10 protein-coding genes are annotated in these 13129 nt (G+C 35.6%); 5 read left to right on the top strand and 5 right to left on the bottom strand.

What is annotated here, in order from left to right; all coding sequences use genetic code 11:
- Positions 1 to 126: 126 nt before the first annotated feature.
- Entirely contained in the window at positions 127 to 783 is a 657-nt protein-coding gene (locus DCE79_RS14500) for a Type 1 glutamine amidotransferase-like domain-containing protein (protein ID WP_199912279.1), read from the bottom strand.
- 255 nt (positions 784 to 1038) lie between these two features.
- On the opposite strand from DCE79_RS14500, the gene DCE79_RS14495 reads away from it, so the two are divergent.
- Both DCE79_RS14495 and DCE79_RS14490 read left to right on the top strand, forming a co-directional pair.
- On the top strand, positions 1039 to 1767 hold the full coding sequence (locus tag DCE79_RS14495; protein WP_108713711.1) for a DUF5694 domain-containing protein: 729 nt from the start codon (positions 1039 to 1041) through the stop codon (positions 1765 to 1767).
- Positions 1760 to 2053: a 3-isopropylmalate dehydrogenase gene (locus tag DCE79_RS14490; RefSeq protein ID WP_108713710.1), complete on the top strand. Its 294-nt coding sequence runs from the start codon at positions 1760 to 1762 to the stop codon at positions 2051 to 2053. Before DCE79_RS14495 ends, DCE79_RS14490 begins: the two co-directional genes overlap by 8 nt.
- Before the next feature lie 175 nt (positions 2054 to 2228).
- Here DCE79_RS14490 and DCE79_RS14485 read toward each other — a convergent pair whose 3' ends face one another.
- Entirely contained in the window at positions 2229 to 3638 is a 1410-nt protein-coding gene (locus DCE79_RS14485) for an MDR family MFS transporter (protein WP_108713709.1), read from the bottom strand.
- Between the two features lie 582 nt (positions 3639 to 4220).
- On the opposite strand from DCE79_RS14485, the gene DCE79_RS14480 reads away from it, so the two are divergent.
- Positions 4221 to 4697, top strand: a complete 477-nt coding sequence (locus DCE79_RS14480; RefSeq protein WP_108713708.1) for a Fe-S oxidoreductase — start codon at positions 4221 to 4223, stop codon at positions 4695 to 4697.
- 346 nt (positions 4698 to 5043) lie between these two features.
- Here DCE79_RS14480 and DCE79_RS14475 read toward each other — a convergent pair whose 3' ends face one another.
- Positions 5044 to 5946, bottom strand: a complete 903-nt coding sequence (locus DCE79_RS14475) for an ADP-ribosylglycohydrolase family protein (protein ID WP_108713707.1) — start codon at positions 5944 to 5946, stop codon at positions 5044 to 5046.
- A 338-nt stretch (positions 5947 to 6284) separates the two neighbouring features.
- Between DCE79_RS14475 and DCE79_RS14470 the strand changes: the two genes are divergently transcribed.
- Complete coding sequence (locus tag DCE79_RS14470) at positions 6285 to 6650, top strand: UPF0158 family protein (RefSeq protein ID WP_108713706.1); 366 nt, start codon at positions 6285 to 6287, stop codon at positions 6648 to 6650.
- A gap of 38 nt (positions 6651 to 6688) precedes the next feature.
- On the top strand, positions 6689 to 7582 hold the full coding sequence (locus tag DCE79_RS14465; RefSeq protein WP_159083113.1) for an alpha/beta hydrolase: 894 nt from the start codon (positions 6689 to 6691) through the stop codon (positions 7580 to 7582).
- 57 nt (positions 7583 to 7639) lie between these two features.
- Here DCE79_RS14465 and DCE79_RS14460 read toward each other — a convergent pair whose 3' ends face one another.
- Both DCE79_RS14460 and DCE79_RS14455 read right to left on the bottom strand, forming a co-directional pair.
- On the bottom strand, positions 7640 to 7840 hold the full coding sequence (locus tag DCE79_RS14460; RefSeq protein WP_108713704.1) for a hypothetical protein: 201 nt from the start codon (positions 7838 to 7840) through the stop codon (positions 7640 to 7642).
- Positions 7841 to 8028: 188 nt separating this feature from the next.
- Positions 8029 to 13122 (bottom strand): AAA family ATPase, encoded by a 5094-nt coding sequence (locus DCE79_RS14455; RefSeq protein ID WP_108713703.1) that lies wholly within the window; start codon positions 13120 to 13122, stop codon positions 8029 to 8031.
- Positions 13123 to 13129 lie beyond the last annotated feature (7 nt).

Raw genomic sequence — 13129 nt, 5'->3', positions numbered from 1 at the left:
CAATGAAAAAATTACATCAAAGTCAAGCTGCGAAAGCGCACAACAATAAATAAAAGACGACCTCGGGGAAATCTCTGAGGTCGTTTATTGTTAAGAACAGTTAAAATTTATGGCCATTTACGACAATTAGAGCGTCTCATCTAATTTCTGAATTTTTGAGTTGGAAATTAAATATACATTGCCTAAAATGTCAATTTTGTCTCCCTTTACACGTACAGCGCAATCATTGTTCGACGCATAAATATTAATTTCTTCCGATAAGGGAGATAGTTCGCGTTGAACCAATGTAATGTTATTTTCAAGATCAAAATGCGATAGGACGGAAAAATTGTCAAGGCCGATTCCGTCGTAAACAGAGCTAATTTCAACGTTATAGCCAAAACTTTTCGAACATAACCATTTAGCAGACATGTTGATTGCACCAGCGCTTGCTCCCATCACAACAGCATTGCTTTTTTTAATCGCAACAGATAAATTATATTCAATTAAAAAACTATTTTGGTTAAGAGTATTTCCACCTAACAAGAAAATAACTGAGGCATTTTGAATTAAGGTTTGGGCATCTTCCTTCTGTACGCGATAATTAATTAAATGATATTCATCGAACATAATGTCAGCCTCGTCAAACCACGAGCGTTCAGTAGCACCATCAACCTCATTAAATAAAGGATCCGAGCTAATCATAACAAGCGACTTTCTATCCGTTATATCCTCCTGTAACACCCTGCCCAGATTGTCTGGAAAAAAATCATTAAACCAACCTAAATAATAATGAGTTTTCATAAGTTCCCCCGTAATTTTATCGAATTTTCCAAAACGGTATGACTTTATTTCAAGTCTACAATTATTTCCAAGTATACAATAATTGTAAATATCCTAACGATTTTAAAAGTCTCTCCAAATAGGATTCCCAAATAAAAGTTGATCGCTGATATAGGGAATACAAATTACAAAAATACCCATATTAAGGTTCATATGAGATAATTAAACTTATAATTTAATAACAAAATAAATAAAGCTAGTAAAAGGAGCATGTACATGGAAGTTTTATTAGTAGGTACCATTCACTTAGGTTACACGCCTGACATCAACGCTTTGTCAAAAGATGATACAGACAAATATAGTGACATTCATTTTGAACAATTAACGAATGATATTGCAAAGTTTCAAGCTGATCAAATCTTTATCGAGTATCCAGTTGATTTACAGCACAATTTAAATACACTTTATCATTCAGAATTGATCAGTGAGGATTTTAAACAAAATGAAATATATCAAATAGGGTTTAGACTAGCAAAAAAACATGGACATGAGACGATTTATGCTGCCGATTGGAACGAGAATTTAGATGCATCACTTGATTTAAAATTTGTTGCAGAAGGAAAATCAAAAGAAGCGTATGAGAAAATAATGGCACGCATCCCAATCGTCATCAATAAGTTATCATCTATTATTCAGGAAAGAGAAATCATCAAATTATATAAATATATAAATTCTGACGAGTACGTATTAAACGATCATAAAGTGTATGTAGACCTTATGCAGTTAGAGGATGAAATTGCATTTGAATGGGTATCAAAATATTGGTATTATCGTAATTTACGAATCGTTCATAATATAAAAAAATCAATAAAACCTGAAACAAAACGTATTGTTATTTTATATGGTGCTGCACATAACTATTTAATTAAGCAACAGTTAGAAGACGATCCATCCATTAAAGTAATTCAATACAGTGATGATTTATGGAGGGAATTAAATGGATAGTTTTTTCATCATACTTATGGGCTTTTTAATCGTTATTGCAAATGTTATTGGGTTTATGGTCTTCAAAAAGGAGAAAAATCTATATTCTGCTGCTTTTATAATATTACTACTAGCAGGCGTATTTGGTGGACTAGGAATTGCATTAGCATTATTTATTATTAAAGATGCCTTTGCGATATTCTATGGGTTGAATCTTGCCGGTTATTTACTAATAAATAGCCTAATCGTATTTTTCCTTGCGATTTTAGTTACTATAATAAAAAAATATAACAGAATAAAAATGTGATTATGCAAAATCAATTTAATTTGTGAATGAATATACTTAAACTTTCGGAAGTTAATGCATAATACGTTGCATTGATAATTGAGCGGTGTAAGGGAGTATTTATGAAGCCGAATCACGAGGAATGAAAAAAGCACGCTAGCAATTATGGCTAGCGTGCTTTTGAATGTGCATGAAATTAATGTATTGGACGACTATTTTTGATGAATAATGATCCGATTAAACCAATAATACCAACTACTAATACAGCGATAAAGGCGTGGCTTACACCGTGTGCTAGGAAGTCAGCTGGGTTCGCTGCACCAAATTCAGCGATATAGTCTTTTTGACCAGCTGTGAATAATGTAATTGCTAGGGCTGTACCTGCAGCACCTGCTACTTGGTTTAACGTGTTCATTGCTGCAGAACCATCAGCATAAAGTTTTGGTGCTAATGTGTTCATAGCATTCGTTTGTGCTGGCATGATTGTCATTGATACACCTACGAAGAAGACACATAAAGCAGTAACGACTTGCCATACTGGTGTTGTTGCAGATAAACCAAATACTAAGAAAATCGCAGCAACTGTAATCATTGTGAAACCAATACGTGTGAAAATTTTTGCACCAACTTTATCGAAGTTCGTACCAACGATTGGTGACATGATGATGTTTAAAACGTTACCTGGCAACATTAGTAAACCAGCAGCAATTGCTGTGTAGCCTAATACATTCTTAAGGTAAAGAGGAATTAAAATCGCTACTGTTAAAATAACGAATAATGTTGCAAACATAAGTACAGTACCTAATGCGAACATTGGGAATTTGAAAACGCGTAAGTCAATCATTGGTGCGTCCATTTTAAATTGACGAAGCACGAATAATACTAATGCTAGAACACCTGCTACTAACGGTGCCCATACGATTGCATCTGAAAATGGTGTTTCTGCAAGTGTTGCTAATGCGAATACAATACCACCGAATGCAACTGTTGATAATAAAAATGAAAGAACATCGATTTTCGGTTTTGTGATTTCTGACACATTTTCCATTTTAGATGCACCGACAACTACTAGGAGAAAGTTCAGTACTAACATGATCCAGAAAATATAGTGCCAGCTAGAAGCACTAATAATTAAACCGGCGATTGTAGGACCTAATGCTGGACCAGCTGTTAATACTAAACCAACGATCCCCATAACCGCCCCACGTTTTTGAATTGGGAAAATAACTAAGACAACACTGAACATTAATGGTAAGAAGATACCTGTTCCGATTGCTTGGATTAAACGACCCACTAATAAAATGGCGAAGTTTGGCGAAAGTGCAGCAACTAATGATCCGATGATTGAAATTACTAATGCACTGACGATTAATTGGCGTGTTGAGAACCAACGTACTAAATAAGCTGATAAAGGTACTAAAATTGCTAATACTAATAAATAACCAGTCGTTAACCACTGCGCTAATCCTGCGCTAACGCTGAAGTCTTCCATGATGTTTGTTAATGCCATGTTTAATGCGGTTTCACCGAATAAACCGATGAATGAAGCAATCATTAAAACTGCGGCCATCAATTTTGGACTTTTCACTTGTAACTGTGATTCCATGAATAAATAACTCCCTTTTCTATGAACTTAAATAAGCAAAGCAAGCTGTCATGCATTGCTTCGTAAGCTTTTGTTTAATAAACAAGTCTATTAGCAACTATAACAAAAATAATCTTATGATTTCTAATAGAACTTACTCGAAAAAACAAATTGTCGTCACAAAACAGACAATATTTTACCATTTAATTTACATTTATTAAATTAATTCCAAAATCTATTTTTGTTAATAGAAAATGAAAACGATTGCATTTTGCTATTTATATTTACCGATATATTCAATCTATTAGTATCAAAGCCCATAGAACAATGTTTGTGAAAGGTTTTTAATCTTTTGATAGGAGAACTGAAAAAAATTCAAGGTTGGAATTGCTAAAATCATAAAATTTTGTGCATATATTTAGCTGTAAATAAACTGTTTTTTTAGAAGGTTCCACATTTGTAATGCTAAATTCTATTTAAATGAAGAAAAGCATATATTTCTTCACTAAATTGCCTGATCAAAAATTTGATAAACAAGCGCTTTTCTAATAAAATCACAGAAGGATAGACATGAGCTCTTATAGAAATGTGAGGAAATTAAAAATGAAAAAATATGGGATATCCCTTCTTTTAGTTGTGCTTGCATTGACGGGGTGCGATGGTGGAGCAAAAAGCACACCAACATTTGCTGAAGACGAGGCAGTGCCGTTTGAAATCGTAAAATATGAAGAAAAAATTGCGCCAGTATATGAGTCACTTGTACCGTATGTGGCGTATGCAAAAACAGCCGGACAACTAGAAGAACTACAAGCACGGTTTCAAGTAGAAGGTGTAACGATGGATATGGAAAACTATTTTGCGGTCTTTATCGTTACGTATTCGAATAGCTGTGGTATTGCGGTAGATAGTGTTTATAATCATGACGGTAATTTAGCGGCGAAGTTATTGCCAGTGGAAGGCTCTAACTGTAAAGAAGAGGGCGTACCGCATACATTTGTCCTGCAAGTCGAAAAGCAGGATTACGAAAAAGTACAATTATATAACGGAGATATTATTAAATCTTCTGTTGAGGTTGATTAATTTAAAAAAAATGCCGTTCCTTCATTTATTGATTAATGAGGGAACGGCATTTCCATTTATTTATTTAATTTAAAGTGTGAAATAACCGCTTGTAGTTGTTCTGAAAGGTCGGCTAATGATTCACTTGCTGCAGCAATTTCTTTAAACACCCTATTAGAATAACAAAATTTGTATAAAAATTGAGTGACGCGAAGCGCAGGGGGCGACTCCTTGGGGGATTAAGCGTGCGCGGAATATCCACTTGTTGCTTGCCACCGTAGAGGCAAGTAACAAGTTAGATGGAGCCACGCCCCCAGGAAAGCGTCCCCCGTAGCGTAGCAGAACGTACTTGATTAAAAAGGAATGATTAAAAAATAACTTTCACAAAGCGATCTAGTAATGTATCGATTTGTTCACGTTTTGGTATAAGCCCCATCCAATCTTCTGGAATATCTAATTCTTCATAATGAAGTCCAGCAAGTCCACCTGCTATTGCAGCAATTGTATCTGTGTCATTTCCAAGATGAACGGCATTGTAAATGGTTTCAAAGTAGCTCGTACTATTTAATAAGCTCCAATAAACCGCCTCTAACGTATGAATCACATAACCATTACTTTGAATGTCATCTCGTTGCACGTTTTCTATAGATAAGATCCGTTCAAAATGGACGGCCTCTTCTGGATAATCCTTTAATTTTGGAGTGAACGCTTCATTTGCTTGCTGTAAGCTTTCTTGAATTGACAGACCGTCCATTAGCGCATGTACAACATATACATAATGCAAACAGCAAAGTGTAGAGCGAATATGACCATGCGTTAATGTTGCATAATCCTTTACATAGCGTTCTTCTATACTTCGTTTATAGCTATAAAAGGCAATTGGCAAAATACGCATTAAGGCACCGTTTCCGTTACTTTGTTCATCAGTTTTAGCCGTTTCGAAAAGACCTTTTTGTTCCCAACGATTCATGACTTCCGAAATGGTTAAACCCACATCAAAGGAAGGCTCATCATTGTATGTCCAGTAACCACGATAACCCCAGTCACAAAAGGCACGTTTTAGATCAGCGAAGGAAGAATCATTAATTAAATGTTCAATTGTAATGAGTGTCATCGCGCTATCATCAGACCATGTTCCTGCGGGTACGTCCCAGCAACCATAACCAATCATATCGCGAACATTGAAACTGTCCCGTTCCATAAATTCCATCGGCACACCATAAGCGTCGCCAATGATAAATCCCCATAATGCACGTTTTCGTTTGTTCATGACTTTCCACCCCAAATTGATCGAATCCTCAGTAGTTATTAGTAACAGTGTACCAAATGCTTATCGTATATTCGATTGTTTTTTACAATGAAAGTCAAAGAGGATAAAAAATGAAAGCATTCAACAAAAGATTTAACGCATCTTTGTTGAATGTTATTTTTTTATGATTATACTTAAAAATAGCGAATTTTTAGGATGAATGCCCAGTGGAAGCGGGTAATGTAGTGTAAGAATATAATACAAAGGATAGAAGCGGGACTGTATTTATTTCATCAATATATACTCGACAATAAGGTGGCACTTTTCGTAATATATAGAAAGAAAAAGGGGGAGAAGACATGGATTTACTTGAGCAATTAGCAGATGCCTATTTAAATGGTGAAGATGAATTACGCTTCTTTTACAATAGCGAAACGCAAGAAGTGTATGTTCCGCTAGAAGAGGAAGCCGACGATTGGGAAGAGGATGATTCAATTGAACTGGTCCCAGTAAAAGACTCACGCGAAATGTATGAAGTCATGGTCGATTTTTCAAATCAATTTGAAGGGAAAGTAGAAGAAGCTTTGTTTCAAGCATTAAATGGACGCAAACCGTTTCGTGCATTTAAAGAAGCAGCAAGTGTCGTAGGTGTTATTGAACAATGGTATGACTATGAACTGGAGTATGCCAAAAAAGAAATGAAACAATGGTTAGAAGAACTTTAAATGAAACCAAACTTTTAAGGAAAGGGGGTATCGTAATTATGCGTAGTTGGCAAAGTGTTGCATTTGAGAAGTTGCTACTTTTAAGAGGAACAAGGAAACGATATTTAGATATTAAATTGATGCAAGAATTTATCGAAGCAAAATATCATGCAACACCTTATGAATTAAACAGTAGATTTCAACGGAGAAACAACATTCAAAAAGCTCAAATTGACGAAATGCTTTATTACATCATTAACGAACAACCGAATCCGAAAAAGGTCATTTATTATTTTCATGGTGGTGCTTATATTAATGAGCCACTTGTTTTCCATTGGCGTTATTTAGTGAAGCTTGCAAAACATACGGATTTTACGATTGTGGTTCCTATTTATCCGAAGTTGCCTCATGCGAATCACGAGGATGCTTTTCACAAGATTCATGCATTATATGAACAACTGCTTCAACAATATGATGCACCGTTTATCTTTATGGGGGATTCTGCTGGAGGCGGACTTGCTTTAGCCTTTGCACAAGATGTAAAAATTATTGGCAAGACAAAGCCAGAACAAGTAGTGCTGCATTCACCTTGGCTCGATATTACCGGTCAACACCCAGATTATTTAAAGCTACAAGAGCAAAATATCGACCCGTTACTAGGGGTTTACGGTGCTGAGCAATTAGGTAAGCTGTGGGCGAATGTTCAGCAACTCGATTATTATAAGGTAAGCCCTTTATATGGGGATCTAAAAGACATCGGACGTATCACGTTATTTGTGGGGACAGCAGAACTATTAATTGTAGATGCACAAATGCTATTAAGTAAGGCAAATGAGCAGGGTGTTGAAATCATTTATTTTGAATATCCTAAAATGAATCATGTCTTTCCTGTTTTCCCGATACCGGAGGCAAAGCATGCGATGCGAAAATTATTACTCTTATTAATGAGATGAAAAAAGTACAATGACTTCACTTCAAAAGATTTTGAGTGTGTCATTGTACTTTTTATTTTAATTATTTTGACGGTCTTCTTTAATTTGTCTCACTAACTGAATGATTAACAAAATAATTCCGATTGTACATAATACAAGACTTATTAAAAATACGGCCATCCATAATCCAAAGCCCCAATCAATCGTTACGAAAATAGAAAGGGCTAATAAAACGATGCCGGCAAATAAAAACATGAAACCACGCTTATTTAAGTTCAAAGGTATTCCTCCTTCCGATCATTAAATAAAATAACATGTATCGTGCAAGAATTACTATTAATAGGTTTATCTGAATAAAAAAATAGTATTATATAAGTCGGAATTTTCGAAAGGGATGTTAGTGCTTTGAAAGTTGAGATGAAGAAGAGTGCCCCGTGAATCGTCCTATCTAGAAGGGGCACATACTTTTAGTGTTTGAGTGGTAGTGTGAAGAAAAATCGAGATCCTTGTTCTTTTAAGCTATCTACGAAAATTTTCCCTTGATGCTGCGTAATGATTTCTTTACAAATGGCAAGTCCGATTCCATGAGAATTCAATACGTTAGCATTTGATGCGCGGTAGTAGCTATCAAATATAAATGGCAGGTCTTGGTTAGGTATACCGATGCCACTATCCTCAACAATACAAACGAATTCGCCCTCTTCAATAGCCATGGATAATGAAACTCGTCCTTCCTTCGTATATTTGATGGCGTTTGTAATAAAATTCGAAAGGACTTGTTCAATTCTTAGTAAGTCGACTAAAACATAGCAATCGGGCTGCAGCTTACAAGAAACCGAGTAAGTTAAATTGGCGTAATGAACATCATCTTCAAATCGGTAAGCAAAGTCTTCGAAAAACTGTTCAACTGAAACTTTAGTAAATGTAAAATCCATTCGTCCAGCTTCTAATTTTGCTAGTTCAAATAAATCCTGAATCAGTCGATTTAATGCGAGTAATCGTTCACGACTTCGTTGTAAGTAAAGTGTTTGCTGTGCTTGATCTTGCACGACGCCATCTAATATCGATTCAATATACCCTAAAGTTGACGTCAGGGGCGAGCGCAATTCATGCGAAATACTTTGTAATAATTTTTTCCGTTCTCCTTCATTAATGGCCAAACGAGTATTAGCATCCTTTAATGATACATTCATTTTGTCTAATGTTACAGTTCGTTCCTTTACACGATTTTCAAGCTCGTTGTATATTTCCGAGTTTTCAAGAGCTACTGCAAGTTGTGTGGAAATAATACGTAAAAAATCAAGCTGAACGGAGTTGAATGCATTGTATAATAAATGATTTTTTAAAAATAAGAAGCCCTGCGTTTTACCTTTATGTTGAATCGACATACATAGAATTGATTTTGCTTCAATTGTTAAATGATTAAAGGTTAAATTATTATCTAAATTATCAACAATTAATGGTTTTCCAAGCTGCTGAACGTAATCCAATATGATGTTTATCGATTGTTTGGTTTTCTCGGGAACTTGCCTTTTTGATATAACTTCATCTTTAACATGAGCTTGAGAAATAGTATAGTAGCCATCCTCCGTATAACGAATAAAATAACCAGAAGTAGCGTTTGCTTGTTTTAAAACCGAATGTAAAAGCTGATGCAACATTTCATCGATACTTACCTCGTTTGCTAATGTTTGTGTTACATCAAACAAGCTCATCAACTCATAGGGAAGTACTTGATAATTATTGGAGTTATTTTTGAGCGTATAGTCGGTATACCGTATTTTCCATTCATTTGCGATTGTAATCGCGCCCCATTCACGTATTTTTTGAATGCCTTCAGAAATGTAATAGGATGCCTTCGCTTGATTTGACTCCTCAATATACACATTTCCAGTACGCTCATAAATAATCGCTTCATCCTGAGGGAAATGATAAATCTTCGCTAAATGTAACGCTTGGTCATAATAACGTTTTGCTTGGTCAAGCTCACAGTTCAACGCATGTTGCTCAGCTAAAAGCGTCACATACAAATGTTCATATTGATGCGGTGCTTCCGCGGCCCATTTCTTAAAAAGACGGATACTGTCTTTTATTTCTTTTAAAAGTGTTCGTTTCGAAAGTGAATGCGGCATTCTTCCTTTTAAAAAGTCGATGTTGCAAAGTGCGCGGAAGAAGTAATAGACGGGTGTCGTAGGAAGAGAATACACCTCGTCACTTTGTTTTGCCAGATCTTTTAACAATTGCTTAATTTGCTGTTCATTTTTAAATAAGTAGGCCATGCGTAAGCGTAGTGTATAGTGCATAACCGTGACGGCTTCTTCGTCTTTTAATGTGATATGCGCGTTCCATTCTGGCTCAACATTCGGTGACTTAAGCGTATGAATCCAATGCTTTAATTCTTTCAAATAATCATTTGCAAGGACACTTTGGTATTTACCATACAATTGCTGTTGATACAAAAGTTCCTCGTTAATTACTTGTAGAGATTTCCCATCAATAAGCTGGGCGCAACATAAGAAGCAAGATGCTGCAGTAAGGGTATAGTACAAGCCGAGTTTCTCCATATTTTGTTGCATACCACGCATTTGATGGATGCTTGAATCAAAATCTTTTTCCCAGTGATTTAAGAAAATACTATAAATAAAATATACGCGAGCTAAAATATACGTATTTTCTTGATTTTCCGCCATTGAAACGGCTAATTTTCCAAAGCGTGATGCTTCTTTTACATCATTGAAGCCCGAAATTAAAATGAGCGCATAGTTAATATAGACAATGGCGCTTTCTGTAGGAGCCCCGTACTTCAATTGCAGTCGCATAAGGCGCAGTAAAATCATACCTGTTAAATTGGAACTCATTCGGAAGGAATTGCTCACGATATTGATCATAATTTGAATGAGTACATCAATTTCTTCATTTTCAATGGGCTTTAGATTAAGTAAATCTTCATTTGATTTATTGCGAAGGGCAGCCTTTAATAAGAAAAATTCCTGTGCAACTTGCCATTTTTTCGGTTCAAGCTTAATGTTCATTTGGCATAAATCCATCGCCGTAATCCCAGCATTTAACACGAGCTCGGTATTTTCTTCCTCGATAAAAATAAGCGACATTAAGCGATAAACTTTTAATTTTTCAAGTGTCGTTTGTGTATGAGAAAGAGCTTCGAAAATATACAGTTTAGATTGCTCATAATTCCCAACTAAATATTCGCATTCCCCAATCCCCATATAAATTTGGATCATTTGTTCGCGAAGCTGTGTCCATGGATCATCAGGTAAAAAAGATAAACATTGTTTGAAATACTGACGTGCATTAACGTAAAGGCCAGCACTTTTGGCATTCGTAGCAAGCTCTAAATTCCACAGGGCTAATTGTCGATGCTCAGTGGATGATAATAGTTCCACACAATTATTCAGTTGACGAACGAGAGCTTGCAACTGATTTTCAAGCACATCTTCTTGTTGCAAAAGTCGGCTAATGGCAAAATGAGTTTCCACACGCTTTTCATGAGGTAAAGTTTCGTAAGCAGATTGCTGAATGCGGTCGTGAATAAACTGGAATTTCATCGAATGTAGTTGCTGCTTATTTTCTGGCATGCTTAATAACGTAGGATCAAATTGATTATCGACTGTCACAATGAAGCCATTTGTTAATAGTTGTTCTAAATTTAAAAGTAAGTCGTAATAAGGCATTTTAGCGATTTTAGTTAATAAATAAAAGTCAAATACATGACCAAAACAAGAGGCAGTTTGTAACAGGGAGTGTGCATTGTCTGTCAGCAAACTCATACGACTTTCGATAAAATTAAACAATCCAGTATGGTCAATGCTTTGATGCAATTTTTCTATATCGTATTCCCAACTTGCGGTTTGAAGATTATAGAAAATTGTCTTTTCCTTAATGAAAATACGAAATGCTTCATGTACAAATAATGCATTTCCTTGTGTCATTTGGAAAAGGCGTAATGCAATGGTTTTTGCTGTATTACACCTTGAATGCAAAGAATCGCATACCCATTCCAAAATACAATCATAGGAAAGTAATCGCACCTGTATGCTACTAAAAGAAGGTAATTCCTTTTGCCAATGCAACAATTCGTCTTTTATCTCTTCGGATTCCTCACGACTGGCAATGACTAATAGGAAGTAACCACCCTCAAGTTGTTCATAAATTTGTTTTAACATATAAATGGTCTCATGGTCTGCCCAGTGAATGTCATCGATAAAAATAATAATCGGCTGCTTCTTTTTAGAAAAAATGAGCAATAATTTTTGAATGGATGAGAAAATAAAGGCATTTAGTTGCAATAAATATTGTTTACTCTCTTGTGTAATACGAATGCGATCATTGACGAACCACTTTAATTCGGGAATAAGCTGTAATAAGCTATCTGTTAACGTTAAATCTACGTTTAAAAGACTATCGCGAAATTCTTCAATCGCTTGTTCACCCTCTAAAAAAATTTGACGCAATAATTTTCGGAATGGTTCTACTATCGGTTGGAAGGAATGCTGCTCTTGAAGTTGATCAAATTTACCTTCAAGGAAATAGCCTTTTTCTTGTGTGGCCACTTGAATTAATGTTCGTGCAAGAGTGGATTTCCCGCTACCAGAGTTCCCGCTTATAAAAACGATTTCTTTGTGACCATTTTTAGCGCGATTATAAGTATTGTGTAAGAGTGTTTGCTCTGTTTCACGACCGTATAATTTTGATATAAGCATCGGCTGGAACGGCGTATCCTTTTCCCCAATCACAAATTGTGCTGAAAAGTCCTGGTTGACTAATAATTCCATTGCTTTTATTAAATCCATACGTAGACCGAAAGCCGTTTGATAACGGTCTTCTTTGTTTTTGCTTAGTAATTTTGCAATTATTTGATTCAAAACTTGAAGTTGACAATGCTGTTCGAGTAAAGCTAAATCTGGCGTTTTCGTTAAAATATAAAACATATAATCCGCAATATTATCTGTTTGGAATAATGGTTTTCGCGTCAACATTTCAAAAAGAATCGCACCAATCGAATAGAGATCCGTACGTTCATCAATTTCTGAAATAACACGACCCGTTTGCTCGGGCGCTAAAAAAGATAAGTCTGTTACTTTTGGTATGTGCTGCTGCGTTGTTTGAGAACTCGACCATTTCACCGCTATGGGTGCTAAAAATTTTATTTTATGCGTTTGTGGTTGAATCGAAATAAGGGTTGGGTAGAAATGTTCAATGATTTCACCATGTTGATGGATACTAATGCAAGCATTTGTTAGCTCAATCGCAATTTGTAAAATTTGATGTGAGCTAAGTGTCGTTTCTTTTAAATACTGTTGCAAAATTTGTCCTGAAAAATCCTCATAGACAATCGCATATTGCCCAGAATCGAATGTATAGTCAATTGGTTGAAAAAGCCATATATTTTGTTCTGTCTTGGCCGTAATGCGTTCAAATTGCGCTTGTACTTGTTGCTCCGAAACAATGGATGGCATTGGCTGAATGAGCATCATCTTCTTATATTTCTCAACATATTCGCGCGTTAATAGCTGGTTTAATGTTAGATTCTCAGCAAACATTTGAGAG

Source organism: Lysinibacillus sp. 2017, assembly GCF_003073375.1.
Lineage (GTDB): Bacteria > Bacillota > Bacilli > Bacillales_A > Planococcaceae > Solibacillus.
The sequence above is the reverse complement of the archived record's forward strand: the minus strand, read 5'-3'. Positions and strand labels throughout refer to the sequence as shown.